The following is a 26,639-nucleotide window of genomic DNA, read 5'->3' as shown; positions in this document are numbered from 1 at the left end:
ACAGCGCCAGGATGGCGCAATGAAGCGCCGTTGAGGCGTTGCAGAGCAGCAGCAAGCATTTCCCATCAACGAAAAGGCCCGGAGTCCACACGCGAACCCGGGCCATCTGGCGCACAATCACACAGGCAGTACAGCGTTACTGGCCGTCCAGCAGCACCCGCAGCATCCAGGCAGTTTTCTCATGGACCTGCATGCGCTGGGTGAGCAGATCGGCGGTAGGCTCATCGCTGACCTTGTCCACCACCGGGAAGATGCTACGCGCAGTACGCACCACAGCTTCCTGCCCCTGCACCAACTGACGGATCATTTCGTCGGCGGGCGGCACCCCGGCCTCCTCTTCGATCGAAGAATGACGTGCATAGAACGCGTAGGAACCCGGTGCCGGAAAGCCCAGCGCACGAATACGCTCGGCAATCGAGTCGACGGCCAGAGCCAGTTCGTTGTACTGCTCCTCGAACATCAGGTGCAGCGTACGAAATGAAGGCCCGGTGACGTTCCAATGGAAGTTGTGGGTCTTCAGATACAGCACATAGGTGTCCGACAACAGGCGCGACAGCCCTTCGACAATGGACTTACGGTCTTCTTCACTGATACCGATATCAATAGCCATGAATCCCCCCTTTCCATAAGGCTTGACGATCAAGCAGACCAAACGACTGTACCAACACGCGTGGGACGCTTCCCATGAAACGATTCAATCGACCCCTTTACGGTAGCCGGTTTGAGAAGCCCCTGGCTTTACTGTTAAATAGGCACCGTGCCACCCGTGCGGACCGTTATTGCCGGGTGCATAGGCTGACTGTCACGTGATCGCGCCCTCAGTTTTCGCGCACCGTGCCATCAGCTCTTCCTGTGATCGGCCTTATCCACCATGTGAGCCCACCTAATGTTCAAGATCGTCCATCTGGTGACGGGCGTCGCAGCTTTGCTGCTCTCGCTCATACCCAGCCTCAGAACCGACGCTGCACCTCTACTGCAACAACCCGAAGCCCTTTACCTGGCCCTGCTTGGGCTAATCAACCTGGTATTGGCGCCCGTGGTACCGCTTTACTACCGCACCCTGCGTCAACGGCTACAGAATTTGACCAGCGCTTTGCTAGTGGCCGCGGTCATCCTTCAGACCATTACCTTGCTTGCCCGCCCCGAACTCGGCAGCCTGTGGGCGTTACTGTGCGCAGCCCTGGCGGTGCTTCTGCACCTGTTCGCCGGTTTCGCCCGCAGCCCACGCCTCGCACGCAGCAGCCCTGCCGACGCGGCGCAGACCAGCAAGCGCGATACCGGAACCGTGAAGTGGTTCAACACCTCGAAAGGCTTCGGATTCATCTCGCGTGATAGCGGCGATGACATCTTCGTGCACTTTCGCGCCATCCGTGGCGAAGGCCACCGCGTCCTGGTCGAAGGCCAGCGCGTGGAGTTCTCGGTGATGCATCGCGACAAAGGCCTGCAGGCCGAAGACGTGGTCGCGGTGTCACGCCGCTGACCCCAGCCGCCTCCGCCGCCCTCAGTAATGAGGTGGTGGAGGCTCATCCTCTCCGGCTTCGTACTGGCCAACCATTTCCTCATAGCGCTTGAGCAGTTCAGCCATCTGCAATTGCAGGCGCTCGATCACTCGACTCTGTCCCGCCAATTCATCGTTGAGCGCCTGAATAGTGTCGTCCTGAAAGGCTTGGCGCGTTTCCAGCTCTATGACGCGTGACTCCAGCGACATTTTCAAATCTCCACGAAACCATCGAGCGCCAGCGCCTTGATGCGTTGACGCAGGGCGTCCACCTGACCTGGCATATAATCGCGTGCAGGCACCTTCCCCCATACCGGCGCAGGCCATGCTGGATCCGTGCGGTGGCGGACGACGACGTGCACGTGCAACTGGCTCACGACATTGCCCAGCGTGGCGACGTTCATCTTGTCGGCCGCAAAGTCAACCTTCAGCGCCTCGGCCAACGCCGTCACCTCGGTCCACAATTGCTGGCGATCAACTTCGTTCAGCTCGAATAGCTCGCATACATCGGGGCGCCGGGGCACGAGAATGAACCAGGGGTAGTTGGCATCACGACTGACCAACAGACGGCACAACGGCAAATCCCCCAGCACCATTGAATCTTGCTGTAGACGCGTATCCAGAACAAACACCACAAACCTCCCCACTCGTCACGATCCGGCTTGGGCGCCGGAAAAGCGCAAGCATACCTTGGCGACGGCGCCCCAGGCAGGCCATGGGCTCCACATGATGAAGCCGCCGGAACCCAATGCACCGCAAGCGGTAACACTGCGCTACTTTTCGCACCAAAATGAGGCGAACAAAACACCCATTCAACAGCGACACAGCACAAACTACTCAGCATGAACAGTCGACGGTAACACCTTGACCTGAAAGCCAGCATTCAAACGCGGCCAGCACTCACCGCACGGCATACCATCAGACACTCGACACCCCATGTTTCCGGGCGATCTGAGATGCCCACCCGCCATTTGTGAAAATTCATCAACCGGAACAGTTTTTGTGCATGCTTGTTGCATTCAGCAAAAGCCAGGTCGACAGGTCATCCGCGCAGGCAGCACAGGCGCGGTAAATGACAACAGCGGCAGGATTTGCCACGAGACTTGCTTCCCTGCCATTACGGCTGCGTTACGAGGAACAAGCAGCGCCGAGTCTGTATAACCCTGATCAAGGGGGCGTGATTTGCGACATGGAAACAGCTACCAGCGACACGACCATAAACTTACCGAAAGGTTCCGTTTTGGGTGTCGCCAAGATTACCCAGCGTGATATACATTTTTCGCGGACATAAAAAGAAAGCGCTGCCCCGTATAACCAAAAACAGTTGGGCGTAGCGGTACTCTTCCTAAACCAAAGGAGCAAATCACGATGCGCGTGATGAAGTGGAGCATGATCACCCTGGCTGTTGCAGCAGGGACTTCGCAGATGGCTGTGGCCTCTTCGCAGGACGAATCCAAGGGCTTCGTCGAAGACAGCAAGCTGAACGTCAAGATGCGGAACCTGTATTTCAGCCGTGACTACCGAAACGCCGAAACCGGAGCCAATCGCGCCAACCGCGTTCGTCATGACCAGCGCGAATGGGGCCAAGGCTTCATCGGCACTTTCGAATCGGGCTTTACCCAGGGCACCATCGGCGTGGGTGTCGACGCCATCGGCCTGCTGGGCCTCAAGCTCGACAGCGGTCGCGGCTATTCGGGCACCGGCCTGTTCCCTACTGGCTCGGATCGTCGCTCCCAAGATGATTACTCTAAGGGTGGAGCCGCAGTCAAATTCCGCATCTCCGACACCGTGCTGAAAGTCGGCCAGCAATTCACTGCACTGCCCGTCTTCGCCACCGACGACAGCCGCCTGCTGCCGGAAACCGCTGAAGGCGCGTTGATCACCAGCAACGAAATCAAAGGGCTGACCCTGCATGCCGGTCGCTTCACCGCACTGAATGCCCAGGCTGAAACCAATCACGACAGCATGCACCTGACGTCGGCCAATGTCCTGGGCGGCACTTACCTCATCACCGACGGCCTGAGCACCAGCCTCTACTACTCCAAGGTCGAGGACTACTGGCGCAAATACTATGGCAACGTGAACTGGGCGGTGCCGCTCTCCGACAAACAGAGCCTGACGTTCGACTTCAACATCTACGACACCAAGAGCGTTGGCAGCGCCGAGTACAAAGCCTACGATGGTGACAAGCTGGACAACCGTGCTTTCAGCCTCTCGGCCGCCTACAATCTCGGCGCGCACACCTTTACAGTGGTTTACCAGAAAGTCACCGGCGACGGCGACTATGGTTACGGCGTCGATGGCGGCGGCACCGTGTTCCTGGGCAACTCCGTGGCCCGATCCGACTTCAACGCCGAAGGTGAAAAATCCTGGCAGGCGCGCTATGACCTGAACTTCGCCGAATTCGGCGTGCCCGGCCTGAGCTTCATGACCCGGTACGTGCGCGGGACCGGCGCCAACGTTGCTTCTCCAAACGACCCCACTGCTTCTATAAGCAACGGCAAAGAGTGGGAGCGTGACATCGACGTGAAGTACGTCCTGCAGGAAGGCCCTGCCAAGGATCTGAGCTTCCGCGTCCGCCAGGCCACCTACCGCTCCAGCGACCACGTCTACTACGGTTCGGGCTCGCTCGACGAACTGCGCCTGATCGTCGAATACCCGCTGAGCATCCTGTAAGCCCCGGCTTGCATCGTTGCGCCACGAAGAAGCCCGGCATTCGCCGGGCTTTTTCATGGCTGACAAAGGCAGGCGCCCTGGGGCATCCTGTACGCCTTCCTCTGACGCCCGTACAATGCGGGGTCTTTTCAAATACTCAGGCAATCGACACGGCTTCCCATGCGCACCAGTCAATATTTGCTCGCCACCCAGAAAGAAACTCCGGCAGACGCCGTCGTCACCAGCCACCAGCTCATGCTGCGCGCCGGCATGATCCGCAAGCTGGCCTCCGGCCTGTACACCTGGCTGCCGATGGGCCTGCGGGTAATGCGCAAGGTCGAGCAGGTCGTGCGCGAAGAAATGAACGCTGCCGGCGCCCTCGAAGTGCTCATGCCCAGCATCCAGCCCGCTGAACTGTGGCAGGAGTCAGGGCGCTGGGAGCAGTACGGCCCTGAGTTGCTGCGCGTGAAAGACCGTCATGACCGTGAGTTCTGCGTGGGCCCGACCCACGAGGAAGTGATCACCGACCTGGCGCGCAACGAGCTGTCCAGCTACAAGCAATTGCCGCTGAACATGTATCAGATCCAGACCAAGTTCCGCGACGAAATCCGTCCGCGCTTCGGGCTGATGCGTGGCCGCGAGTTCATCATGAAGGACGCCTACTCCTTCCATGCCGACCAGGCTTCGCTGCAGGAAACCTACGACCGCATGCACCAGGCCTACACCAACGTGTTCACCCGCCTGGGCCTGGACTTCCGGCCCGTGCAAGCCGACACCGGCTCCATTGGCGGTAGCTACTCCCACGAATTCCACGTCCTGGCCTCTTCCGGCGAGGACGATGTGATCTTCAGCGACAGCTCCGACTATGCCGCCAACATCGAGAAAGCCGAAGCGATTCCGCGCGAAACCGTGCGCCCGGCGCCCACCGAAGAACTGCGCCTGGTCGATACGCCCAACGCCAAGACCATCGCCCAATTGGTGGAGAGCTTTGGCCTGCCGATCGAGAGGACGGTCAAGACCTTGATCGTGCGCGGCAGCGAGGAAGGCAAGCTGGTTGCCCTGGTGGTACGCGGCGATCATGAGCTCAACGAAATCAAGGCTGCCAAGCTCGAACAGGTCGCCGACCCACTGGTCATGGCCAGCGACGCGGAACTGCGCGACGCCATCGGCGCCGGCGCCGGCTCGCTGGGCCCGCTGAACCTGCCACTGGAATGCGTCATCGACCGGTCGGTCGCGTTGATGAGCGACTTCGGCATCGGCGCCAACATCGACGATAAACACTACTTTGGCGTGAACTGGGAGCGCGATCTGCCGGTGCCACAGGTGGCCGACCTGCGTAATGTGGTCGAAGGCGACCCGAGTCCGGATGGCCAAGGCACGCTGGTGATCAAGCGCGGTATCGAGGTGGGGCACATCTTCCAGCTCGGCACCAAGTACAGCGAAGCGCTGAAGTGCCAGGTACTGGGCGAAAACGGCAAGCCTGTAGTGCTTTCCATGGGCTGCTATGGCATCGGTGTTTCCCGCGTGGTCGCCGCCGCCATCGAGCAGAGCCACGACGACAAGGGCATCATCTGGAATGACGCCCTGGCGCCGTTCCAGATTGCCCTGGTACCCCTGCGCTACGAAACCGACGCCGTACGCGAAGCCACCGACAAACTGTATGCCGAGCTGACGGCGGCCGGCTTCGAGGTGCTGTTGGACGACCGCGACAAGAAGACCAGCCCCGGCATCAAGTTCGCCGACATGGAACTGATCGGCATCCCACATCGCATCGTCGTCAGCGACCGAGGCCTGGCCGACGGCAACCTGGAGTACAAGCACCGTACCGAGCAGGACGCACAACCGCTGCCACTGAACGAAGTGCTGACCTTCCTGCAGGCCCGCATCCGCCGCTGACCCATACCGCACGAGTGACCATGTCCAAGCGAAGTACCTTTACCCTGGGGGGCGCCGCACTCTGCGGCGCCCTGCTCCTCAGCGGCTGCGCCAACCCGATGTCCCAGCGCAGCGAACACGAGGAGCGTGTCGAGCGCAAACTGCTCGAACACAGTCTGCAGATCGATGTCGGCGAGCCCAAGGTCATGGAGCTGCCGCAACGACGCGTGCGCGTCAACGAGCAGCGGCGCTTCGAAGTCACCGAGTTCGAGGTCACTCGCCGCTACGACCGCTACACGCCCTACCAACCCTGGCGGGAGATCTACGAGATTCCGCTGGGCGCGGTGGCCGTGGTGGCCGGCATCGGTGCCAATGTGGTCAACGTGCTCACCTTCGATAGCTTGCCCGAAAGCGTCACCCACGATTGGCTGAGCTATGGCCTTGCTGGGCTCAATCCGTTCATGAACGTGCAGTCCAACGGGCGTGCCCAGCAGAACCTGGCGGGCATCAGCGAAGTGCAGAAGGATCAACGCGAGGAATTCACTCGCCTGCCATGGAACGAGCGCCTGGTCGAGGTCAAGGCCGGCAGCAAAACCCATGAACTGACCACTGACAAGAATGGCGTACTGCGCCTGAACCTGCTCGACAGCCCGTTTGCCGAGCAGAACCTCAATCGTGTCGGCACGCTGCACCTGGCGGTCGTCGACGAGGACAGCGGTATTCGCGGCGACGCCAGCCTGCTGGTGAGCGCCGGCCTGCGCAGCAAGCTGGTGGAGGCGCGCGAGCTGATCTTCGACGACCTCGAGGACGATGACGTGGGTCAGTGGGTACACCGGGTCAAGCGCCTTTCGGAGCTGGGCCTGGAAGAGGAAGCCAGCGAGCTGGAGCAGAGCCTGATCGAACTGACTCGTAACGATCCGGAGCTGCAGCAGGAACTCCTCAAGACCCTGACCAAGGAAACGGGCCGACTGGTTGCCGATCCAGGCGAGCGATAGCCGCCAGCACCCTGAGAGGGCCGCAATGCGGCCCTTCCTTTATAGCGTGGAAAATAACTCCAGCTGCTCATGGGCTCCGCGCAAGTCACGAAGCCGCACCCCGACCCCCAGCAATCTCACCGGCTTGCCGCCGCGAGCGAACGCCTGACTGAGCAGTTGCCGGTAGCTCTCCAGATCTCTGCCCGCCCCTGCCTGCTCCAAGGTGGTCTGGCTGAAATCATGGAACTTGACCTTGACGAAGGGCTTGTCCGGCCGGTAGCTCGCGTCCATCCGCGCGATCCGCTGATTCAAGGTCTCGAGCAGGTCTGGCAATTTCTCCAGACAACTGCCCAGATCCGGCAGGTCATTATCGTAGGTGTTCTCGACGCTGACCGACTGACGCCGGCTGTCGGTCTGCACGGCACGCTCGTCGATCCCATGGGCCAGGCCCCACAGCCGTTCGCCGAAGCTGCCGAATTCGCGCACCAGGCTCAGACGTGACCACGCTCGCAACGCCTGGCACGTATCGATGCCAAGCCGCGACAACTTGTCGGCAGTGACCTTGCCGACGCCATGCAAGCGGGCAACGGGCAATTCGGCGACGAACGCTTCGACCTGCTCCGGCCTGATCACGAACAGCCCGTTGGGCTTGCGCCAGTCGCTGGCGATCTTGGCGAGGAATTTGTTGGGCGCCACTCCGGCAGACACGGTGATGTGCAGGGTTTTCGCGACACGCCGGCGGATATCTTCGGCAATGCGCGTGGCGCTGCCGGAAAACCACTGGCTGTCGGTGACATCCAGATACGCCTCATCGAGCGACAAAGGCTCGATCTGGTCGGTGTAGTCGCGAAAGATCGTGTGAATCTCTCTGGAGGCTTCACGATAGGCCTCGAAGCGCGGCTTGACGATCAACAAGTCGGGGCACAGCTTCACGGCGTGCCCGGAGGACATCGCCGAACGCACCCCGTAGGCCCGCGCCTCATAGTTGCAGGTGGCGATCACCCCGCGCTGACCCGGCTGCCCGCCCACGGCCATGGGCCGACCTGCCAGACGCGGGTCGTCACGCATCTCGATGGCCGCATAAAAGCAGTCGCAATCAATGTGGATGATCTTGCGCAGAGACATGGATGACAGTCACCACTGTAAATTCATACAGATATTACAGCATGGCTTCCATGTGCCGTCAGCCCCCGACATGCACTGTCAAACGCATCCGTGCGCACCTAGCGACACCGCTGAAACAGCATTGCCCAAGAGGCAACATCGGGCGATGCTCACCGGCACAACGCTAAGAGATTGAACAAAAAAGGTTTTTTTGAAATAAAGCTTGACTCCCTCAAGGATCTGCGTAGAATTCGTTTCCACAGGCGCGGGATGGAGCAGCCTGGTAGCTCGTCGGGCTCATAACCCGAAGGTCGTCGGTTCAAATCCGGCTCCCGCAACCAGATTCGAGAGAAGGCCACTGTTCACACAGTGGCCTTTTTCTTTGCCCTGGAAAAATATTCCTTAAAATCAAAGATTAACGCTTGACACCCCAGCTACATTGCGTAGAATGCGCACCACTGACGCGGGATGGAGCAGCCTGGTAGCTCGTCGGGCTCATAACCCGAAGGTCGTCGGTTCAAATCCGGCTCCCGCAACCATATTCGTCAGAACAGGCCCCGCCTATCCCAGGATAGCGCGGGGCTTGTTGCGTTCGGCGCTTAAAAAGTTTCGCCTGCGCACGCTGTAGCCGTCTGCCACCTCAATGAACTAACTTTAACTAACCTGAAACGGATAAAGCTGCTCCACCCGGAGTACTATCTGGACACGTTTTCCAAAGGGACTTTCACTTGGCCGCACGTCTCCCCTGCCTCGCGCCCGTTGTCCGAGGTATCTCATGACTTCCAGCTCTCCCGATTCCCAGGCCCCCATCACCGCCGCGCTGCCCACTGCCGCACAGCGCCTGCCGTGGCTGGAGCGACTGAGCAAATATCGCCAACCTATAGGGCTGGCAATCACGCTGCTGCTGTTCGCCATGGCCTTGATCGCCTGCCGCCACCTGCTCAGCGAGCTGGACATCTATGCGCTGCACGACGCCATGCTCAGCGTACCGCGCCAGGCATTGCTCGGTGCGTTCGTCGCCACAGCGGCAGGTTTCGTCATTCTGCTGGGCTACGAGTGGTCGGCGGCCCGCTATGCTGGCGTCAAGCTGCCGCCCAGGATCATGGTGCTGGGCGGCTTCAGCGCGTTCGCCATCGGCAACGCCATCGGCCTGTCCATGCTGTCAGGCGGGTCGGTGCGCTATCGGCTTTACGCAAGGCAGGGCATCGGCGCTGCCGAAGTGGCGCGGATGACCGTTTTCGCCAGCTTGTCGTTGGGTTGTGCTCTGCCACCCTTGGCTGCGCTGGCAACGCTGAGCGATCTGCAATCGGCCTCTACTGCGCTGCGGCTGTCGCCACCGCTGCTAGGCAGTATTGCCACTGCGGTGCTGCTGGCGAGCGTGGTCCTGGCCATCGGCCTGTATCGTCGCCGTGCCGAAGAGCAGCCGCTGGCCGACAACCTGCTGGTCAAGCTGGGCCGTCGCACGCTGCGCTTGCCCAGCGCGCGCCTGACCGGCCTGCAACTGCTGATCACCGCACTCGACGTGGCCGCGGCTGCCACAGTGCTCTACCTGCTGCTGCCCGAGGCGCCGCCCTTCGGTGCGTTCGTCCTGGTGTACCTGTTGGCCCTGGCGGCCGGGGTACTCAGTCACGTTCCTGGCGGTGTCGGCGTGTTCGAAGCCATCCTGCTGGCAGCCTTCGCCAATCAGTTGGGTGCTGCGCCCTTGGCTGCCGCGCTGCTGCTGTATCGGCTGATCTACGTGGTACTGCCGCTGCTGGTCGCCTGCGTGCTGTTGCTGGTCAACGAGGCCCGTCGCCTACTGTTCACGCAGCAAGCGATCAAGGCCGCCTCGGGGCTGGCCGCTCCGGTACTGGCCATCCTGGTCTTTCTCTCCGGTGTGGTGCTGCTGTTCTCCGGCGTGACCCCTGAGATCGACAGCCGCCTGGAGCACATGGGCTTTCTCATTCCGCATCGACTGATCGACGCTTCGCACTTCGGTGCCAGCCTGATCGGCGTACTGTGCCTGCTGCTGGCCCAGGGGCTGCGGCGACGCCTGTCGGCAGCCTGGCTGCTGACTACCATCCTGCTGCTGGCCGGCGCCTTGCTTTCGCTGCTCAAGGGCTTCGACTGGGAAGAGGCGTCGATGATGATCTTCACCACCGCCCTCCTTGCGCTGTTCCGCCGCTCGTTCTACCGACCCAGCCGCCTGCTCGAACTGCCCTTCTCGCCCATCTACCTGGTGGCCAGTGCCTGCGTGGTCGGCGCCTCGGTCTGGCTGCTGCTGTTCGCCTACCAAGACGTGCCTTACAGCCACAGGCTCTGGTGGCAGTTCACCCTCGACGCCGATGCCCCGCGTGGCCTGCGCGCCGCGCTGGGCAGTGCGGTACTGCTGGTGATCGTCGCGCTGACCTGGCTGTTGCGCACTGCGCGTCCGGTCATCCACCTGCCCACTGAAGAAGAACTGCAGCGCGCCAACCGCGTCCTGCTGGCCTCCGACCAGCCCGACGGTGGTCTGGCGCTGACCGGCGACAAAGCGCTGCTGTTCCACCCCAACGACAATGCGTTCCTCATGTATGCCCGTCGCGGCCGCAGCCTGGTCGCGCTGTACGATCCGATCGGTCCGGCCCAGGAGCGCGCCGAGATGATCTGGCAGTTCCGCGACCTGTGCGACCTGCATCACGCTCGCCCCGTGTTCTACCAGGTCCGCGCCGAGAACCTGCCGTTCTACATGGACATCGGCCTGACCGCGATCAAGCTCGGCGAGGAGGCGCGGGTCGACCTGCGCCGCTTCGACCTGGAAGCCAAGGGCAAGGAGATGAAGGACCTGCGCTACACCTGGAACCGAGGCGGACGCGACGGCCTCACTCTGGAAGTCCACGAGCCGGGCCTGGCCCCCCTCGAGGAACTGCGGGAAATCTCCAATGCCTGGCTGGCCGGCAAGAACGTACGCGAAAAAGGCTTCTCCCTCGGCCGCTTCAGCCCGGAGTACCTCAAGCACTTCCGTATCGCCCTGATCCGCTTCCAAGGCCGCCCGGTGGCGTTCGCCAACCTGCTGGAAACCCACAGCAACGAGTTGGCCAGCCTGGACCTGATGCGCGCCCATCCTGAAGCGCCGAAGCTGACCATGGAATTCATGATGCTCGGCCTGATCCTGCATTACAAAAGCCACGACTACGCCCGCTTCAGCCTGGGCATGGTGCCACTGTCCGGTCTGCAACCACGCCGCGGCGCCCCCCTGACCCAACGCCTGGGCTCGATGGTGTTCCAGCGCGGCGAGCAGTTGTACAACTTCCAGGGGCTACGGCGCTTCAAGGACAAGTTCCAGCCGGACTGGGAACCTCGTTACATGGCAGTGCCTGCCGGGCTTGATCCCCTGGTCGCACTGGCCGATACCGCCGCCCTGATTGCTGGCGGCCTGACTGGATTGGTGAAACGCTGATGATCCGACGTTACTGGCTGTACCTGCTGATCCCCGTGCTGCTGGCCGCATTGGCCGGCGGCGTGGCCTTCTGGATGTGGACTCGCCCTGCGCCCGAAGCCCGAATCGAACACCTCACCCTGGACGATGGCAGCAACCTGACCCGCGTCACGCCCGGCGTGCGGGCCAAGAGCCTGGTGGCCGTCGGCGTGCCGCACGATCAGGCACTGACCGACAAGCAACTGCTCGACCTCAGCCAAGCCGGCGAAGCGCAGCTGGTGCAGGTGATCCTGCCGACTGGCGACTGCGGCAAACAGCAAGTGGCGCTGGACCAGGCCATGGCCAAGCTGTCCGGTAAACCGACCCTCGTCGCCGGCATCGGTCCAGGCGCCTCCCAAGCGTGGCGCTGGCTCGCCGCGCAACGCGACGACAAGGCGCGCGCCATCTCGGTGGACTTCAATCTCGAACAGCCTGGCTGCCAGGTGGCGATGCCCAAGACGGCTGCGCACGGTCACTGGAACGTGGCCTGGAACGACAATCCGGATGACGCCAGCGCCGCCTTCGTGCGTGATCAGCCCAATGCCGAGACCAGCATCAGCGACTACGACATTCACTTGCCGCAAGTGCTCAAGGCCCAACTGACGCAGGCCTTGGTAGGCCGCGACGGCAATGCACTGGCCATTCCCGTGGTCGAGGTGCCGGCCGGACAAACCACGGACACCGTCACCCTGTTCCTCTCCGGCGACGGCGGCTGGCGCGACCTGGACCGCGATGTCGCCGGCGAGATGGCCAAGCTGGGCTATCCGGTGGTTGGTATCGATACGCTGCGTTACTACTGGCAGCACAAAACCCCTGAGCAGAGCGCCGCCGACCTGTCGGAACTGATGCAGCACTACCGCCAGAAATGGGGCACCAAGCGCTTCGTGCTGACCGGCTACTCGTTCGGCGCCGACGTGCTGCCGGCCATCTACAATCGCCTGCCTGAGGCCGATCAAAAACGCATCGACGCCGTCATCCTGCTGGCCTTCGCCCGCAGCGGCAGCTTCGAGATCGAAGTCGAAGGCTGGCTCGGCAAGGAAGGTCAGGAGGCGCCGACTGGCCCGGACATGGCCAAGTTGCCGGCCGCCAAGGTGGTGTGCATCTACGGCGAGGAAGAGACCGACGAAAGCGGCTGCACCGACAAGACCGCGGTGGGCGAGCGTCTGAAACTGCCAGGCGGCCACCATTTCGACGAGAACTACCCGGCGTTGGCCAAACGCCTGATCGGTGAGATCGAGACCCGCCAGGGCAAATCGAACGTCGCCGAGCAGTAACAGCACAAGGGCCGCATCGCGGCCCTTGTGGTTTCAGTCAGATCTCGACCTGGGTGCCCAGCTCGATCACCCGGTTCAGCGGCAGGTTGAAGAAGCGCAGATTGCCGTTGGCATTCTTCAGCAAGAAGGCGAACAGGTTACTGCGCCAGCGCGACATGCCTACCAGACGTGAGGCGATCACCGTCTCGCGGCTGAGGAAGTAGGTGGTACGCATGGGGCTGAAATCCAGCGCATCGAGATGGCACAGGCGCAGCGCTGCCGGCACGTCCGGCTCATCCATGAAACCGAAATGCAGCAGCACCCGGAAGAAGCCGTCGCCATAAGCTTCCACCTCGAAGCGCTCGGCCTCCGGCACCCGTGGACGGTCCTCGCTGACCACCGTCAACAGCACCACCTGGCTGTGCAGCACCTGGTTGTGCAGCATGTTGTGCAACAGCGCGTGGGGCACAGCGTCCGCCCGCGCAGTCAGGAACACTGCGGTGCCTTCGACCCGGTGCGGTGGCTGGACACGGATACTGCCGATGAACACGGGCAACGGCAGCGCGCCCTCGTCGATACGCTCCACCAGGATCTGCTTGCCACGCTTCCAGGTACTCATCAACACGAACAGCACGATCCCCGCCAACACCGGGAAGGCACCGCCCTGGACGATCTTCGGCACGTTGGCAGCGAAGAACAGCCCGTCTACCAGCAGGAAGCCCACCAACAAGGGGACGGCCAGCAGCGGCGGCCACTTCCACAGCAGCAGCATCACCGCAGCGACCAGAATGGTGGTCATCAGCATGGTGCCCGTCACCGCGACGCCGTAGGCCGCAGCCAAGGCGCCAGACGACTCGAAACCGATGACCAGCAACACCACGCCCACCATCAGCGTCCAATTCACCGCGCCGATGTAAATCTGGCCCTGCTCATCGCTGGAGGTGTGCTGGATCTGCATGCGCGGCACATAACCGAGCTGGATGGCTTGGCGAGTCAGGGAGAAGGCCCCGGAAATCACCGCCTGCGAAGCAATCACCGTGGCCAGGGTCGACAGCGCCACCAGCGGCAGCAAGGCCCAGTTCGGGGCCAGCAGGTAGAAGGGGTTGCGCGCCGCCTCCGGGTTCTGCAACAGCATCGCCCCCTGGCCGAAGTAGTTGAGCACCAGTGCTGGCAGCACCAAGGCGAACCAGGCCCGGGCAATGGGCTTGCGGCCGAAATGGCCCATGTCGGCGTAGAGGGCTTCGGCGCCGGTCAGGGCCAGCACCACGGCCCCAAGAATGGCCACGCCCATGCCCGGATGGACGATGAAGAAGTTCAGCGCCCATCCCGGATTGAACGCCTTGAGTACCTCCGGGCTCTGCTGGATGCCGTGCACGCCGAGCACCGCGAGCACCAGGAACCACACCACCATGATCGGTCCGAATGCCTTGCCGATCTTCTCGGTACCGTGCTTCTGTACCAGGAACAACGCCACCAGCACCACCAGCGAGATCGGCACCACCCAATGGTCGATACCTTCGAATGCCAGCCCCATGCCCTCAACCGCCGACAGCACGGAAACCGCCGGCGTGATCATGCTGTCGCCATAGAACAGCGAAGCGCCGACCAGCCCGCAGCCGACCATCAGCATGCGCAAGCGCGGATATTCGGCCGTGGCGCGTCGCGCCAGCGCGGTGAGTGCCATGGTGCCGCCCTCGCCCTGGTTATCCGCGCGCAGGATGAACATGACGTACTTGAACGACACGACCCACAGCAGCGACCAGAGAATCAGCGACAAAATGCCCAGCACCCCGTCATGGTCGACCTGTACGCCGTAACCCCCAGTGAAGACTTCCTTGAGCGTATACAACGGGCTGGTGCCGATATCGCCATAGACCACCCCCACAGCTGCCACCAGCAGGCCCAACGGCCGTGCCGCCCCGTGCCCGCCCTCGGCGTGACTGCTTGCCTGAACCATCGACCACTCCCGCAGACGGCCCCACCGGGCCGATAGTATTCGCACCGGACGCACTGCGCAGACTTCAAAGCACAGCCTGAGACGTCCGAACCGCCGTCGTGCTCCAGCCATTGGCGACAGCCAGAGTCGACGGCGCGAAGCATAGCGCAGCGCTCGTCGCTTTTGTGCTGGTCAAGCGACCCCGTGCTCGCTAGAATTGCGCACTTTTTGATCAGAGGCGCTGAAAACGCCCGCCTGGATCGCTCCGCCAACGGCCGGGGCGACCTGTTTCAATACCGAGGTTAGCCATGTCCACCACTCCCGCCACGCCGAAGGTCGGCTTCGTCTCCCTGGGTTGCCCGAAAGCCCTGGTCGACTCCGAGCGCATCCTCACCCAACTGCGCATGGAAGGCTACGAAGTCGTGCCGACCTACGAAGACGCCGACGTGGTGGTGGTCAATACCTGCGGCTTCATCGACAGCGCCAAGGCCGAATCGCTGGAAGTGATCGGCGAAGCGATCAAGGAGAACGGCAAGGTCATCGTCACCGGCTGCATGGGCGTCGAGGAAGGCACTATCCGCGACGTGCACCCCAGTGTGCTGTCGGTCACCGGCCCTCAGCAGTACGAGCAGGTGGTCAACGCCGTTCACGAAGTGGTCCCGCCGCGCCAGGACCACAACCCGCTGATCGACCTGGTACCGCCTCAGGGCGTCAAGCTGACCCCGCGTCACTATGCGTACCTGAAGATTTCCGAAGGCTGCAACCACAGCTGCAGTTTCTGCATCATTCCCTCGATGCGCGGCAAGCTGGTCAGCCGCCCGGTCGGTGAAGTGCTGAGTGAAGCCGAGCGGCTGGTCAAGGCGGGCGTCAAGGAGATCCTGGTGATCTCCCAGGACACCAGCGCCTACGGCGTGGACGTCAAGTACAAGACCGACTTCTGGAACGGCCGCCCGGTCAAGACGCGCATGCTCGAACTGTGCGAAGCCTTGAGCAGCCTGGGTGCCTGGGTGCGCCTGCACTACGTGTACCCCTACCCCAATGTCGACGACGTGATCCCGCTGATGGCCGCCGGCAAGATCCTGCCGTACCTGGACATCCCCTTCCAGCACGCCAGCCCGAAAGTGCTCAAGGCCATGAAGCGCCCGGCCTTCGAGGACCGCACCTTGGCGCGCATCAAGCAGTGGCGTGAGCAGTGCCCGGAACTGGTCATCCGCTCGACCTTCATCGTCGGCTTCCCCGGCGAGACCGAGGAAGACTTCCAGTACCTGCTCGACTGGCTCACCGAAGCCCAGCTCGACCGCGTCGGCTGCTTCCAGTATTCGCCGGTCGAAGGCGCCCCGGCCAATGACCTGGGCCTCGACGAGGTACCCGACGACGTCAAGCAGGATCGCTGGGACCGCTTCATGGCTCACCAGCAAGCCATCAGCAGCGCACGCCTGCAACTGCGTATCGGCAAGGAGATCGAGGTATTGATCGATGAAGTCGAGGAGCAGGGTTCGGTCGGCCGCAGCTTCTTCGATGCGCCGGAGATCGACGGCAGCGTGTTCATCGACGGCGATCACGGCTTCAAGCCCGGCGACAAGGTGCGCTGCCGCATCGTCGATGCCGACGAGTACGACATGTGGGCCGCCCCCCTCTGAGCGGCATCCTCGGTGGCGGCGGCGTGACGGTTTCCCAACCGCCTCGCCCGCTGCTGTGGCCTCAACGATAATCCCAGGCGCTGACCATGACCTCGACGCTGACGCTCCATACGCCGCACTACACGGACTATCCGGAGCTGGTACGCGTCTGGGAGGCCTCCGTCCGAGCCACCCACGATTTCCTGCCGGAGCACTACATCGTGCTGTTGCGCGAGCAGGTCCTGAACCGCTACCTGGACGCTGTGATGCTGACGTGCTGCCGTGATGGCGCAGGCCGCATCCTCGGTTTCGCCGGCGTGTCCAAGGGCCATGTCGACATGCTGTTCGTCGCACCGGAGTCCCGTGGTCAAGGCGTCGGCAAGAAATTACTGCGCCACGCCATCGAGGTGCTCGGCGCCGAGCGTCTGGATGTCAACGAGCAGAATACGCAAGCTTTGGCTTTCTACCTGCACGAAGGCTTCGAGGTGAGGGGACGCTCAGACACCGACGGGCTGGGTCAACCGTATCCGCTGCTGCACATGCAACTGCGGGCGATCGCCGGGTAGGACCGGGCCTTGAACATCGCATGAAAGGGCCCGGCTCGCGCAGATTGCCCGCCGCAGTCCAGCAGGGACGGGTACAATGAGCACCTTTCCCTGCCCTGCGAATACCTGCTCATGTCCGAACCCGTCCGCCTGTCAAAACGCCTGATCGAACAGCTCGGCTGCTCCCGCCGCGAGGCCGAACTGTATATCGAGGGAGGCTGGGTCACCGTCGACGGCGTGGTCATCGAGCAAACGCAGTTCAAGGTCGAGTCGCAACAGGTGGCGTTGCTGCCTGGCGCACGTGCCGAGAGCCTGGAACCGGTGACACTGCTGCTCAACCAACCCGCTGGGATGGACAGTGAAACGGCGCGCAGCAGCCTGAATATGGCCACACTCAGCGAAGCCCATCGCGAGGGTGTGCGGCCCCTGCATGGTCATTTCGCCCGCCTCAACTGCCTGGCCCCGCTGGAGCGCGGCGCCAGCGGCCTGCAGGTTTTCACCCAGGACTGGCGGGTGACCCGCAAGGTGGAAGCCGACCTGCGTCGCCTCGAGCAGGAATACATCATCGAGGTGCGCGGTCAGGCGACCCCACAGGCCCTGGAGCGGCTGGCGCGAGGCGCTACACGCAACGACCGTGAGCTGCCTCGGGCCAAGGCCAGTTGGCAGAACGAAACCCACTTGCGCCTGGCCATCAAGCACCCACAACCCGGGCAGATTTCCGAACTATGTGCCTACCTGCGCCTGGAAATGCTCAGCCTGCGTCGCATCCGGCTCGGCGGTGTGTCGATGGGCAAGCTGGCACTTGGGCAATGGCGCTACCTGGCCGGCAGCGAACGTTTCTAAGCGATACCGCCGCCCTTCTGGGTGGCCTTGAAAAGGATTCGACTCACATGATCCACAACGATGTCCTGCGCAGCCTGCGCTACATGCTCAAGCTGAACGACGCCAAGATGGCCGAGATCATCGCCCTGTCCGGCCTCGAAGCGAACCCGGTGGTGCTGGCCGGCTATATCAAGAAAGAAGACGAGGCCGGTTTCGTGCGCTGCCCGGAGCGGGTCATGGCGTATTTTCTCGACGGCCTGGTGATCCACCGTCGCGGCAAGGACGACACCCGTGCGCCGCAGCCGGTGGAGTTGCCGGTGACCAACAACACCGTCCTGAAAAAACTGCGAGTGGCCTTCGAACTGAAGGAAGACGATCTGCACGTCATTCTCAAATCGGTCGATTTCCCCGTATCCAAGCCCGAGCTCAGCGCCCTGTTCCGTAAAGTCGGCCACGACAACTACCGTGCCTGCGGCGACCAGTTGCTGCGTAACTTCCTCAAGGGTCTGACCCTTCGCGTGCGTGGCTGAGACGACCATGCAACACAGCGTCTCGCCAGTTGGCATCGTTCGCTCCTGCTTCAAGGAAAAGTTCGCCATTCCCCGTCAGCCGCGCCTGGCGCCTGCGGCTCGCGGCGTGCTGGAACTGCTGCCACCGTTCGATCAAGGCGAAGCGGTGCAGGGCCTGGAGCAGGTCAGCCATGTCTGGCTGCTGTTCCTGTTCCACCAGGCCCTGGAAGACACGCCACGCTTGAAGGTGCGTCCTCCGCGCCTGGGCGGTAACAAAAGCATGGGGGTGTTTGCCACCCGCGCAACCCACCGACCCAACGGCATCGGTCAGTCAGTCGTGCGTCTGGACGGCATAGCGCCCGGGCGGCTGCTGCTGTCAGGGATCGATTTGCTGGACGGCACGCCGGTACTCGACATCAAGCCCTATGTGCCTTATGCCGACTGTATCGAGGATGCACGCAACCAGATGGCCAGCGATGCGCCACAGGCGATCGCTGTTCAGTGGAGCGAAAGTGCTTTGTCCCAGGCGCGCAAGCACGCTCTGCGTTTGGCAGAACCGTTGGTTGAGCTCATCGAGCAATGCCTTGCACAGGATCCGCGTCCGGCTTATCAGGTGCCATCGCCGGAGCGCGTGTATGGCGTGAAGTTCTGGGATGTACAGGTGCGGTGGCATTATCCGCACCCAGCGCTGATTGAGGTGCTGGAAGTTGCAAGCGAAGGCTGAATGCTGCTTTCGCCACCGGCCCTGCCGCAGGTGAAACCAGTGCGATAGAGACTTGCAGGCATAAAAAAACGCAGACTGGGTCTGCGTTTTTTATGCTGGACTCGCCTTACTTCTCGACGAAGGCCCGCTCGATCAGGTAATCACCTGGCTCGCGCATGCGCGGGGAGATCTTCAGGCCGAAGCTATCCAGCACTTCGCTGGTTTCATCGAGCATGCTCGGGCTACCGCAGATCATCGCACGGTCATCCTGCGGGTTGATCGGCGGCAGACCGATGTCGGTGAACAGCTTGCCGCTGCGCATCAGGTCGGTCAGTCGGCCCTGATTCTCAAACGGTTCACGGGTCACAGTGGGGTAGTAAATCAGCTTTTCGCGAACCGCCTCACCAAAGAACTCGTTCTGCGGCAGGTGCTCGGTGATGAACTCGCGGTACGCGACTTCATTCACGTAGCGTACGCCGTGAACCAGGATGACCTTCTCGAAGCGCTCATAGGTTTCAGGATCCTGAATCACGCTCATGAACGGCGCCAGGCCGGTGCCGGTGCTCAGCAGATAGAGGTGCTTGCCCGGATTCAGGTCATCCAGCACCAAGGTGCCGGTGGGCTTCTTGCTGATGATGATCTCGTCGCCTTCCTTCAAATGCTGCAGTTGGGAGGTCAGTGGACCATCAGGCACCTTGATGCTGAAGAACTCGAGATGTTCTTCCCAGTTGGGCGAGGCGATCGAGTAGGCACGCATGAGCGGACGGCCGCCTTCCTGCTGTAGGCCGATCATCACGAACTGACCGTTCTCGAAGCGCAGGCCCGGGTCGCGGGTGCACTTGAAGCTGAACAGGGTGTCGTTCCAGTGGTGCACACTGAGGACACGTTCGTGGTTCATGTTGCTCATCGAGTGGGGCTCCTGAAGAAAAACGCAGCGCGCACGGGCGCACAATTGCGCGATAGTTTAGGGGCAGCGGGAATATCTGTTAACTTAATTATCAAGATAAGTGTTATCGGTTATATAGATATGCGATTCACGCTTCGTCAACTTCAGGTCTTCGTCGCCGTCGCCCAGCATCAGAGCGTGTCCCGGGCTGCTCATCTGCTAGCGCTGTCGCAGTCGGCCGCGAGTACCTCGATCACTGAGTTGGAACGCCAATCCAGTTGCCAGTTGTTCGATCGCGCCGGCAAGCGCCTGAGCCTCAATGCCCTGGGACACCAACTGCTGCCGCAAGCCGTGGCGTTGCTCGACCAGGCCAAGGAGATCGAAGACCTGCTCAATGGCAAGTCTGGCTTCGGCTCGCTGGCGGTCGGCGCAACCCTCACCATCGGCAACTACCTGGCGACCCTGCTGATTGGCAGCTTCATGCAGGTGCACCCGGAAAGCCAGGTTAAGCTGCACGTGCAAAATACCGCGCACATTGTGCACCAGGTGGCGCACTACGAAATTGACCTGGGTCTGATCGAAGGCGACTGTAGCCATCCTGATCTTGAAGTGCAGCCCTGGGTCGAAGACGAATTGGTGGTGTTCTGCGCGCCCCAGCATCCAATGGCGAAAACCGGCCGGGCCGACATCGCGGCGCTCTCCCAGGAAGCCTGGATCTTGCGCGAGCAAGGCTCGGGCACGCGTCTGACCTTCGATCAGGCCATGCGCCATCACCGTGCCAACCTGAACATTCGCCTGGAACTCGAACACACCGAGGCGATCAAGCGCGCCGTGGAATCGGGCCTTGGCATCGGCTGCATTTCCCGCCTGGCCCTGCGCGATGCCTTCCGGCGCGGCAGCCTGGTGGCGGTAGAAACCCCGGAACTGGATCTACTGCGGCAGTTCTATTTCATCTGGCACAAACAGAAGTACCAGACCTCGGCCATGCGCGAGTTTCTCGAACTGTGCCGCAACTTCACGGCCGGTGTGCGACGTAGCGATGAGATCGTGCTGCCGGCCATTGCCTGAGCACTAGCCGAGCAGGATCACACCCCAGACCAGCGCAACCATGCTCAGCGCCACCAACTGCGCCGCGCTGCCCATGTCCTTGGCGTTCTTCGACAAGGGATGGCGCTCCAGCGAGATGCGATCGATGGCAGCCTCGACTGCCGAGTTGAGCAATTCGACGATCAGCCCCAACAAGCAGACGGCAATGAGAATGGCGCGCTCGCCCCGGCTGACCGGCAACCAGAAGGCCGCGGGAATCAACAGCCCATTGAGCAGTACCAGTTGGCGAAAGGCCGCCTCGCCCTTGAAAGCAGCGCGCAGGCCGTCAAGGGAGTAGCCAGCAGCATTGAAGATACGTTTCAGGCCGGTCTGGCCCTTGAATGGCGACATGAAGGTCCACCTGGGAAAAGCCGGCAGGCTAGTGCAGGCCGGGTCAAAAAAGCGTGAAGCCGTTCGCGTCAGTGCGTCGATACCGATTCAAGTTGTTGCAGCAGCAGCGCAGCCTGCGTCCGGGTACGCACACCCAACTTGCGGAAGATGGCCGTGACGTGGGCCTTGATGGTGGCCTCGGAAACGTTCAGTTCATAGGCGATCTGCTTGTTCAGCAAGCCTTCGCAGACCATGGTCAGCACCCGGAACTGCTGCGGCGTAAGGCTCGCGAGCCCCTCGCTGGCAGCCTTGGCCTCGGCCGAAACATCGACTTTGTCGAACGCCTGGGGCGGCCACCACACCTCGCCGTCCAGTACCTTCTGCACCGCATCTTGAATGGTTTCCAAGGGACTGGACTTGGGAATGAAGCCGCTGGCACCGAATTCGCGGGACTTGACCACCACCGCCGCTTCTTCCTGTGCGGACACCATCACCACCGGAATCTGCGGATACTGCCCACGCAGCAGGACAAGCCCGGAAAAACCGTAGGCGCCCGGCATGTTCAAATCGAGCAAGACCAGGTCCCAGTCGGCTTTTTCGGTGAGGCGGGTTTCCAGCTCGGCGATGCTGGCGACTTCCACCAAGCGCACCTGTGGTCCGAGGCCGAGGGTCACGGCCTGGCGCAACGCGCTGCGAAACAGCGGGTGGTCATCGGCAATCAGGATTTCGTATGTAGCCATCGATCCAGGGGTCCTGTTCTGTGTCGAGCACGGCAACGGCGACTTCGTGGCCGAATCGGCGCCAAGGATGCCGAGCACCGTGCAGAGGGTCAAGCCAATTACCGAGCGGTTTGGCGCCTGCGGCCGTCCTGACAGGCCGTCCTGACAGGCCGTCCTCACAGGCCGTCCTGACAGTATGAACCTGTCCGGCCGGCCTGCACCTTGGACTATAGGAAGGTATGCAAGCGCCGATGCGCCTCATCCTCGGGGTCCAGTGCCAAGTGCCGTTTGCCACTCAGGTAATGAAGGCTGAAGACATCGAGGTAGGCGTCCAGCGCTTGAGAGGCGCGTTGATCGCCGGCCAGATCCAGGCACATGGCGGCCACTTCGGCAGTACAGAAATGATCATCGCGCTTGGAACGGCGCAGGCGATAGCGCGACATCTGCTCGGCCTCCAGACTCAAGACCGGAAAGCGGTCGAGGTAAGGGCTCTTGCGAAACATCTTGCGCGCCTCGGTCCAAGTGGCGTCGAGCAGGATGAACAGCGGCCGTTTGCCGGGATGGCATGCCACCTCGTTGACCACGCGCTGCGGCTCGACGAACTCGCCGGGAAATACGATATAGGGCTGCCAATGGGGATGCTCGAGCAGCGCCAGCAGACGCGGATCCACGTCTGTGCGCTGCCAGCCAAAGGCCCAGGTGTCCTGGATCAGGTCGGCGATCAGCCAACCTGTGTTGGTCGGTTTCAGCGGTTCGGTATCATGCATCACCAGGCACATACCCGCACGCGCATCGACACGGGGCTTCCAGGCGCACAGGCAATGGCTGGCAATTACTCGACAGTCCGGACAGCGCTCGGCGCGTGAACCACGGGCGATAAAGGGTTTATTGCTGCGAGCCAGACGCTCGGCGCGCAGACGCGCGACTGCGTGACTCATGGCTGCAAGCCTGCAGCGGAGATCGGGACGAACACGGAGGCGACTCGACGGGAACAAAGGCCGCAGTTTACCAGAGCGCATACAGGATTGGCGTGCAGACCCCTGTCGCCCGCGCCTATAATCGACCCCTCGCGGCGCCCGACGCTCAGACCCGGTCAGTTCATGGAACGCCGCCCCTCTGCACCTGTCCAAGCGCCAGTCACCGAACCAGGAGAGATTCATGCTGCGTCTTATCGTCCCGACCCTGAGCCTGATGCTCGCCCTGCCACTGGCAGCCCAGGCGGCGTCCAAGCAGGACTACGAGCTGGAGCAGATGCTGCAGAAGGTTGCCAAGGAGAGCAGTGTCGGCACACCTCGCGCCATCAACGAGGACATCCTCGACCAGGGCTACACCGTGGAGAAGGGCAAGGCGCTGGTCAATCATCTGAGTGTGAGGGCCGGGCAGGCTGCGGACATGCAACGAAACCCGGAAACAGTTCGCGACCAGTTGGGCCTAAGTGTGTGCCACAACACTGGTTATCGCCAGTTGATGGCCAAGGGCGCAGTAATGGTGTACCGCTTCACGGTGTACAAGACCAATCAGCCGATCATGGACCAGGCATTCGATTCAGCCAGCTGCCAGGCCGGCAACAAGAAGAAGTAACTCGACACTCGTCGGTTCCCCGCGCGCCGTTGAGGTTCATCGGCGCGCAAATTCATGCCCTCCCCATCTTGGCCTCCCATCACTCCATCCGTTCGCGCTGAGTCCCTCAATCGGCGAGACTGCCGCCTAGCGTCTAGATTGACAATCAACGCCGGCCGCAAACTTGCTCACTGAGCGGGTGCGCCACGGTTCGCGCTCGGGGTACAAACCCAATGCAATACTCCGCCTGTACACTCCAGCGTCAGCCATTATTGACACATGCAGCGTTGTGATCGGGACATGAGGTCATCCGGTCGAAGGTTTTGCTGCACAAGGAGACGTTGAATGCCCTATTCATCCAATGAGCAGTTATCCGAGTACTTCAGCGGACAAGGCCTCGACCTGAGCGCCGTCGACGGGCTGCTCCAGCAAGCGGCGCCGGACAGCCCCAACCTGCCACTCTATCGCGACATGATGCTGACCATCCTGCGCATGGCCTGTGATGATGCCGACCGCTGGAACGCCAAGATCACGCTACAGGCGCTGCGTGAACTGGAGCATTCATTCCGAATACTGGAGCGCTACAAAGGGCGACGCAAAGTCACCGTATTCGGCTCCGCGCGCACGCCCCAGGAACATCCTATGTATTCCCTCGCGCGTGAGCTCGGTGCCACGCTGGCGCGTTCGGAGCTCATGGTCATCACAGGCGCCGGGGGCGGCATCATGGCTGCGGCCCATGAAGGCGCAGGGGCTGAAAACAGTCTGGGTTTCAATATCAGGTTGCCGTTCGAGCAACATGCCAATGCGACAGTGGACGGCACGGACAAGCTGCTACCCTTTCACTTCTTCTTCATCCGCAAACTGTTCTTCGTCAAAGAGGCCGATGCCTTGGTGCTCTGCCCTGGCGGATTCGGCACCCTCGATGAAGCACTCGAAGTACTGACGTTGATCCAGACCGGTAAAAGTCCTTTGGTGCCGGTGGTCTTGCTGGACTCGCACGATGGCAGCTTCTGGCAGGAAGCGCTGGGCTTCATCAGCCGTCAGTTGGAAGAGAACCGCTACATTCTGCCGCGAGACCTGAAACTGGTACGCCTGGTACACAGCGCCGAAGAGGCCGTGCAGGAGATCAATCAGTTCTACAGCAACTACCACTCAAGCCGCTGGCTGAAGAGCCAGTTCGTGCTGCGCATACAGCATCCCTTGAGCGAGGCAGCACTAAACGAGGTTCGGGATACATTTGCTGACTTGTGTCTGAGCGCAAGCTTCGAGCAAATGCCCGCTAGCAGTGCGGAACATGAGGATGATCGTTACAGTCACTTGGCCCGCCTGACCTTCGCCTTCACAGGACGAGATCAAGGCCGCTTACGAGAACTGGTGGACTTCATTAACCTGCCGGAAAATTGGTCTTAAGCCCTGTCGAGGCAAAGCACTGAGCCTGCCGGCGAGCCTAGGAGATAGGCGCAACCAAAAACGGCCGTAGGGCTGACCTGACAAGCACCTGTCAGGTCAGCCCTACGGCCGTCAGTCATCAAGATCGCGCCCGCTAAGCAGTCGACCGATCATGTCGAGAGAAAAACCTCGGTACGCCAAAAAACGTGTTTGCTGCGCCCGGCTGCGTGGGTCTTGAGGGCGCTCGCCGCTGAATTTCCGTTGCCAAACGTCACGCAATCGAGCTGCCCAATCGACGCCGCTATCACGCAGCGCTTGCTCCACATCACCCCGGTCCAACCCGCGCTGGCCCAGTTCCTCACGAATTCGCGAGGGACCGTAGCCAGCATTGGACCGATAATTGATGAAGCTTTCCAGATAGCGGGCCTCACTCAAGAGCCCTTCTTCAGCGAGTCGATCAAGGGCAGGCTCGATCAACTCATCTGTAGCGCCACGCTGTCGCAGCTTACGTGTCAACTCAACCCGACCATGTTCGCGGCGGGCGAGTAGATCCATGGCAGTGCGCCGAACGGCGACGGGCGTGTCGAGTACGACGGACATTGGCGCTCAACCGTGTGGATCAGTAACCGGCGTCTGCATCGGCTACGTCACTGGCATCTGCCTGGGCTGCTGCAGTCTTGCCCGCAGCAGCTACCGCGCCAGCATTGAGCAGCTTGTCGCGAATCTGCTTCTCGATTTCAGCACCGATGGCTGGGTTTTCCTGCAAGTACTTGGCGGCATTGGCCTTGCCCTGACCGATCTTGTTGCCTTGGTAGCTGTACCAGGCACCGGATTTTTCGACCAAGCCTTGAGAAACGCCCAGGTCGATGATCTCACCATTACGGTAGATACCCTTGCCGTACAGAATCTGGAACTCGGCCTGACGGAACGGTGGCGAGACCTTGTTCTTGACCACTTTGACGCGGGTCTCGCTACCGACCACTTCGTCGCCTTCCTTCACCGCGCCGGTGCGGCGGATGTCGAGACGTACGGAGGCGTAGAACTTCAGCGCGTTACCACCGGTGGTGGTCTCCGGGCTACCGAACATCACGCCGATCTTCATACGGATCTGGTTGATGAAGATGACTAGGCAGTTGGCGTTCTTGATGTTACCGGTGATCTTGCGCAGCGCCTGGGACATCAAGCGGGCCTGCAGGCCGACGTGCATGTCACCCATCTCACCTTCGATTTCAGCCTTGGGCACCAGGGCCGCCACGGAGTCGACGATAATCACGTCAACGGCGTTGGAGCGCACCAGCATGTCGGTGATTTCCAGGGCCTGCTCGCCAGTGTCTGGCTGGGAGACCAGCAGATCGTCGACGTTAACGCCCAGCTTGCCAGCGTACTCGGGATCAAGCGCGTGCTCGGCATCGACGAAGGCGCAGGTGGCACCACTTCTCTGAGCTTCGGCAATGACCGACAGCGTCAGTGTGGTCTTACCCGAGGACTCCGGACCGTAGATCTCGACGATCCGGCCCTTTGGCAGACCGCCAATGCCGAGGGCGATGTCCAGCCCCAGGGAGCCGGTGGAAATGGCGGGAATCGCTTGGCGCTCGTGGTCCCCCATGCGCATGACCGCGCCCTTGCCGAATTGGCGTTCGATTTGACCCAGGGCCGCAGCCAAGGCGCGCTTCTTGTTGTCGTCCATTGAAATCCTCACGTGTTCGACTTGGCCCTGATGGCCGGGAATACCTGTATAAG

24 protein-coding genes, 2 tRNA genes and 1 pseudogene are annotated in these 26,639 nt (G+C 61.7%); 16 read left to right on the top strand and 11 right to left on the bottom strand.

Annotated elements, in window-relative coordinates; genetic code table 11:
• Positions 1–136: 136 nt before the first annotated feature.
• On the bottom strand, positions 137–610 hold the full coding sequence (locus tag ACK2SD_RS06845; protein WP_029611902.1) for a Dps family protein: 474 nt from the start codon (positions 608–610) through the stop codon (positions 137–139).
• Between the two features lie 276 nt (positions 611–886).
• On the opposite strand from ACK2SD_RS06845, the gene ACK2SD_RS06840 reads away from it, so the two are divergent.
• A complete protein-coding gene (locus ACK2SD_RS06840; RefSeq protein WP_342650787.1) occupies positions 887–1,480 on the top strand; it encodes a cold-shock protein in 594 nt (197 codons plus the stop codon).
• 21 nt (positions 1,481–1,501) lie between these two features.
• Here ACK2SD_RS06840 and ACK2SD_RS06835 read toward each other — a convergent pair whose 3' ends face one another.
• On the bottom strand, positions 1,502–1,708 hold the full coding sequence (locus ACK2SD_RS06835) for a SlyX family protein (protein ID WP_029611904.1): 207 nt from the start codon (positions 1,706–1,708) through the stop codon (positions 1,502–1,504).
• A gap of 2 nt (positions 1,709–1,710) precedes the next feature.
• Positions 1,711–2,130: an HIT domain-containing protein gene (locus tag ACK2SD_RS06830; protein ID WP_412461693.1), complete on the bottom strand. Its 420-nt coding sequence runs from the start codon at positions 2,128–2,130 to the stop codon at positions 1,711–1,713.
• Positions 2,131–2,866: 736 nt separating this feature from the next.
• On the opposite strand from ACK2SD_RS06830, the gene ACK2SD_RS06825 reads away from it, so the two are divergent.
• The 3 genes from ACK2SD_RS06825 to ACK2SD_RS06815 all read left to right on the top strand — a co-directional run bounded on the left by ACK2SD_RS06825 (position 2,867) and on the right by ACK2SD_RS06815 (position 7,023).
• A complete protein-coding gene (locus ACK2SD_RS06825) occupies positions 2,867–4,174 on the top strand; it encodes an OprD family porin (RefSeq protein WP_412461692.1) in 1,308 nt (435 codons plus the stop codon).
• 159 nt (positions 4,175–4,333) lie between these two features.
• The gene (locus ACK2SD_RS06820; RefSeq protein WP_412461691.1) at positions 4,334–6,049 is read left to right on the top strand and encodes a proline--tRNA ligase; all 1,716 of its coding nucleotides are present in this window, start codon (positions 4,334–4,336) and stop codon (positions 6,047–6,049) included.
• Between the two features lie 20 nt (positions 6,050–6,069).
• The gene (locus tag ACK2SD_RS06815; RefSeq protein ID WP_412461690.1) at positions 6,070–7,023 is read left to right on the top strand and encodes a hypothetical protein; all 954 of its coding nucleotides are present in this window, start codon (positions 6,070–6,072) and stop codon (positions 7,021–7,023) included.
• Between the two features lie 39 nt (positions 7,024–7,062).
• Here the strand turns inward: ACK2SD_RS06815 and dinB are convergent, their stop codons facing one another.
• Entirely contained in the window at positions 7,063–8,121 is a 1,059-nt protein-coding gene (gene dinB, locus ACK2SD_RS06810; protein ID WP_162889595.1) for a DNA polymerase IV, read from the bottom strand.
• A gap of 249 nt (positions 8,122–8,370) precedes the next feature.
• On the opposite strand from dinB, the gene ACK2SD_RS06805 reads away from it, so the two are divergent.
• The 4 genes and pseudogenes from ACK2SD_RS06805 to ACK2SD_RS06790 all read left to right on the top strand — a co-directional run bounded on the left by ACK2SD_RS06805 (position 8,371) and on the right by ACK2SD_RS06790 (position 12,816).
• Positions 8,371–8,447 (top strand) — tRNA-Met (locus ACK2SD_RS06805).
• 121 nt (positions 8,448–8,568) lie between these two features.
• Positions 8,569–8,645 (top strand) — tRNA-Met (locus ACK2SD_RS06800).
• A 255-nt stretch (positions 8,646–8,900) separates the two neighbouring features.
• Positions 8,901–11,524: pseudogene (mprF, locus tag ACK2SD_RS06795) on the top strand (bifunctional lysylphosphatidylglycerol flippase/synthetase MprF).
• Complete coding sequence (locus tag ACK2SD_RS06790) at positions 11,524–12,816, top strand: virulence factor family protein (protein WP_029611908.1); 1,293 nt, start codon at positions 11,524–11,526, stop codon at positions 12,814–12,816. The pseudogene mprF and the gene ACK2SD_RS06790 overlap by 1 nt, the downstream one beginning before the upstream one ends.
• Before the next feature lie 37 nt (positions 12,817–12,853).
• Here ACK2SD_RS06790 and ACK2SD_RS06785 read toward each other — a convergent pair whose 3' ends face one another.
• Positions 12,854–14,752, bottom strand: a complete 1,899-nt coding sequence (locus ACK2SD_RS06785) for a potassium transporter Kup (protein WP_304483590.1) — start codon at positions 14,750–14,752, stop codon at positions 12,854–12,856.
• A gap of 287 nt (positions 14,753–15,039) precedes the next feature.
• Here ACK2SD_RS06785 and rimO point away from each other — a divergent pair, with 287 nt between their 5' ends.
• From rimO to tsaA, 5 genes are all read left to right on the top strand, one after another.
• The gene (gene rimO / locus ACK2SD_RS06780; RefSeq protein WP_412461689.1) at positions 15,040–16,371 is read left to right on the top strand and encodes a 30S ribosomal protein S12 methylthiotransferase RimO; all 1,332 of its coding nucleotides are present in this window, start codon (positions 15,040–15,042) and stop codon (positions 16,369–16,371) included.
• Between the two features lie 86 nt (positions 16,372–16,457).
• Positions 16,458–16,916, top strand: a complete 459-nt coding sequence (locus ACK2SD_RS06775) for a GNAT family N-acetyltransferase (RefSeq protein WP_412461688.1) — start codon at positions 16,458–16,460, stop codon at positions 16,914–16,916.
• 111 nt (positions 16,917–17,027) lie between these two features.
• The gene (locus tag ACK2SD_RS06770; RefSeq protein ID WP_412461687.1) at positions 17,028–17,738 is read left to right on the top strand and encodes an rRNA pseudouridine synthase; all 711 of its coding nucleotides are present in this window, start codon (positions 17,028–17,030) and stop codon (positions 17,736–17,738) included.
• Positions 17,739–17,785: 47 nt separating this feature from the next.
• The gene (locus ACK2SD_RS06765; RefSeq protein WP_412461686.1) at positions 17,786–18,247 is read left to right on the top strand and encodes a DUF1456 family protein; all 462 of its coding nucleotides are present in this window, start codon (positions 17,786–17,788) and stop codon (positions 18,245–18,247) included.
• Positions 18,248–18,254: 7 nt separating this feature from the next.
• Positions 18,255–18,950, top strand: coding sequence for a tRNA (N6-threonylcarbamoyladenosine(37)-N6)-methyltransferase TrmO (gene tsaA / locus ACK2SD_RS06760; RefSeq protein WP_412461685.1), 696 nt, complete (start codon positions 18,255–18,257; stop codon positions 18,948–18,950).
• Positions 18,951–19,056: 106 nt separating this feature from the next.
• Here the strand turns inward: tsaA and fpr are convergent, their stop codons facing one another.
• Complete coding sequence (gene fpr / locus ACK2SD_RS06755) at positions 19,057–19,836, bottom strand: ferredoxin-NADP reductase (protein WP_029613471.1); 780 nt, start codon at positions 19,834–19,836, stop codon at positions 19,057–19,059.
• A 120-nt stretch (positions 19,837–19,956) separates the two neighbouring features.
• Here fpr and finR point away from each other — a divergent pair, with 120 nt between their 5' ends.
• Entirely contained in the window at positions 19,957–20,883 is a 927-nt protein-coding gene (gene finR / locus ACK2SD_RS06750) for a LysR family transcriptional regulator FinR (RefSeq protein ID WP_029613470.1), read from the top strand.
• Positions 20,884–20,886: 3 nt separating this feature from the next.
• Here the strand turns inward: finR and ACK2SD_RS06745 are convergent, their stop codons facing one another.
• From ACK2SD_RS06745 to ACK2SD_RS06735, 3 genes are all read right to left on the bottom strand, one after another.
• A complete protein-coding gene (locus tag ACK2SD_RS06745; RefSeq protein ID WP_412461684.1) occupies positions 20,887–21,252 on the bottom strand; it encodes a diacylglycerol kinase in 366 nt (121 codons plus the stop codon).
• 68 nt (positions 21,253–21,320) lie between these two features.
• Complete coding sequence (gene erdR / locus ACK2SD_RS06740; RefSeq protein ID WP_029613468.1) at positions 21,321–21,971, bottom strand: response regulator transcription factor ErdR; 651 nt, start codon at positions 21,969–21,971, stop codon at positions 21,321–21,323.
• A 206-nt stretch (positions 21,972–22,177) separates the two neighbouring features.
• Positions 22,178–22,888 carry a tRNA-uridine aminocarboxypropyltransferase gene (locus tag ACK2SD_RS06735; RefSeq protein WP_412461683.1) on the bottom strand — a complete coding sequence of 237 codons (711 nt, stop codon included), beginning with the start codon at positions 22,886–22,888 and terminating at the stop codon, positions 22,178–22,180.
• A gap of 220 nt (positions 22,889–23,108) precedes the next feature.
• Here ACK2SD_RS06735 and ACK2SD_RS06730 point away from each other — a divergent pair, with 220 nt between their 5' ends.
• Positions 23,109–23,531: a quorum-sensing-regulated virulence factor family protein gene (locus ACK2SD_RS06730; RefSeq protein WP_412461682.1), complete on the top strand. Its 423-nt coding sequence runs from the start codon at positions 23,109–23,111 to the stop codon at positions 23,529–23,531.
• A 324-nt stretch (positions 23,532–23,855) separates the two neighbouring features.
• Positions 23,856–24,920, top strand: a complete 1,065-nt coding sequence (locus ACK2SD_RS06725) for an LOG family protein (RefSeq protein ID WP_412461681.1) — start codon at positions 23,856–23,858, stop codon at positions 24,918–24,920.
• 111 nt (positions 24,921–25,031) lie between these two features.
• Here ACK2SD_RS06725 and recX read toward each other — a convergent pair whose 3' ends face one another.
• The gene (recX, locus tag ACK2SD_RS06720) at positions 25,032–25,499 is read right to left on the bottom strand and encodes a recombination regulator RecX (RefSeq protein ID WP_412461680.1); all 468 of its coding nucleotides are present in this window, start codon (positions 25,497–25,499) and stop codon (positions 25,032–25,034) included.
• A gap of 19 nt (positions 25,500–25,518) precedes the next feature.
• Complete coding sequence (gene recA / locus ACK2SD_RS06715; protein WP_039579520.1) at positions 25,519–26,586, bottom strand: recombinase RecA; 1,068 nt, start codon at positions 26,584–26,586, stop codon at positions 25,519–25,521.
• Between the last annotated feature and the right edge of the window lie 53 nt (positions 26,587–26,639).

It is taken from the genome of Pseudomonas sp. SC11, from assembly GCF_047039205.1.
Classification (GTDB): domain Bacteria; phylum Pseudomonadota; class Gammaproteobacteria; order Pseudomonadales; family Pseudomonadaceae; genus Aquipseudomonas; species Aquipseudomonas boreofloridensis.
Note: the sequence above shows the minus strand (reverse complement) of the source record. Positions and strands in the feature narration are given on the sequence as shown.

What these genes read in the sequence shown, in the direction of transcription:
- ACK2SD_RS06845 (WP_029611902.1), bottom strand. Translation starts at nt 610, where the DNA reads ATGGCTATTGATATCGGTATCAGTGAAGAAGACCGTAAGTCCATTGTC.
- ACK2SD_RS06840 (WP_342650787.1), top strand. Translation starts at nt 887, where the DNA reads ATGTTCAAGATCGTCCATCTGGTGACGGGCGTCGCAGCTTTGCTGCTC.
- ACK2SD_RS06835 (WP_029611904.1), bottom strand. Translation starts at nt 1,708, where the DNA reads ATGTCGCTGGAGTCACGCGTCATAGAGCTGGAAACGCGCCAAGCCTTT.
- ACK2SD_RS06825 (WP_412461692.1), top strand. Translation starts at nt 2,867, where the DNA reads ATGCGCGTGATGAAGTGGAGCATGATCACCCTGGCTGTTGCAGCAGGG.
- ACK2SD_RS06820 (WP_412461691.1), top strand. Translation starts at nt 4,334, where the DNA reads ATGCGCACCAGTCAATATTTGCTCGCCACCCAGAAAGAAACTCCGGCA.
- ACK2SD_RS06815 (WP_412461690.1), top strand. Translation starts at nt 6,070, where the DNA reads ATGTCCAAGCGAAGTACCTTTACCCTGGGGGGCGCCGCACTCTGCGGC.
- ACK2SD_RS06790 (WP_029611908.1), top strand. Translation starts at nt 11,524, where the DNA reads ATGATCCGACGTTACTGGCTGTACCTGCTGATCCCCGTGCTGCTGGCC.
- ACK2SD_RS06785 (WP_304483590.1), bottom strand. Translation starts at nt 14,752, where the DNA reads ATGGTTCAGGCAAGCAGTCACGCCGAGGGCGGGCACGGGGCGGCACGG.
- rimO (WP_412461689.1), top strand. Translation starts at nt 15,040, where the DNA reads ATGTCCACCACTCCCGCCACGCCGAAGGTCGGCTTCGTCTCCCTGGGT.
- ACK2SD_RS06775 (WP_412461688.1), top strand. Translation starts at nt 16,458, where the DNA reads ATGACCTCGACGCTGACGCTCCATACGCCGCACTACACGGACTATCCG.
- ACK2SD_RS06770 (WP_412461687.1), top strand. Translation starts at nt 17,028, where the DNA reads ATGTCCGAACCCGTCCGCCTGTCAAAACGCCTGATCGAACAGCTCGGC.
- ACK2SD_RS06765 (WP_412461686.1), top strand. Translation starts at nt 17,786, where the DNA reads ATGATCCACAACGATGTCCTGCGCAGCCTGCGCTACATGCTCAAGCTG.
- tsaA (WP_412461685.1), top strand. Translation starts at nt 18,255, where the DNA reads ATGCAACACAGCGTCTCGCCAGTTGGCATCGTTCGCTCCTGCTTCAAG.
- fpr (WP_029613471.1), bottom strand. Translation starts at nt 19,836, where the DNA reads ATGAGCAACATGAACCACGAACGTGTCCTCAGTGTGCACCACTGGAAC.
- finR (WP_029613470.1), top strand. Translation starts at nt 19,957, where the DNA reads ATGCGATTCACGCTTCGTCAACTTCAGGTCTTCGTCGCCGTCGCCCAG.
- ACK2SD_RS06745 (WP_412461684.1), bottom strand. Translation starts at nt 21,252, where the DNA reads ATGTCGCCATTCAAGGGCCAGACCGGCCTGAAACGTATCTTCAATGCT.
- erdR (WP_029613468.1), bottom strand. Translation starts at nt 21,971, where the DNA reads ATGGCTACATACGAAATCCTGATTGCCGATGACCACCCGCTGTTTCGC.
- ACK2SD_RS06735 (WP_412461683.1), bottom strand. Translation starts at nt 22,888, where the DNA reads ATGAGTCACGCAGTCGCGCGTCTGCGCGCCGAGCGTCTGGCTCGCAGC.
- ACK2SD_RS06730 (WP_412461682.1), top strand. Translation starts at nt 23,109, where the DNA reads ATGCTGCGTCTTATCGTCCCGACCCTGAGCCTGATGCTCGCCCTGCCA.
- ACK2SD_RS06725 (WP_412461681.1), top strand. Translation starts at nt 23,856, where the DNA reads ATGCCCTATTCATCCAATGAGCAGTTATCCGAGTACTTCAGCGGACAA.
- recX (WP_412461680.1), bottom strand. Translation starts at nt 25,499, where the DNA reads ATGTCCGTCGTACTCGACACGCCCGTCGCCGTTCGGCGCACTGCCATG.
- recA (WP_039579520.1), bottom strand. Translation starts at nt 26,586, where the DNA reads ATGGACGACAACAAGAAGCGCGCCTTGGCTGCGGCCCTGGGTCAAATC.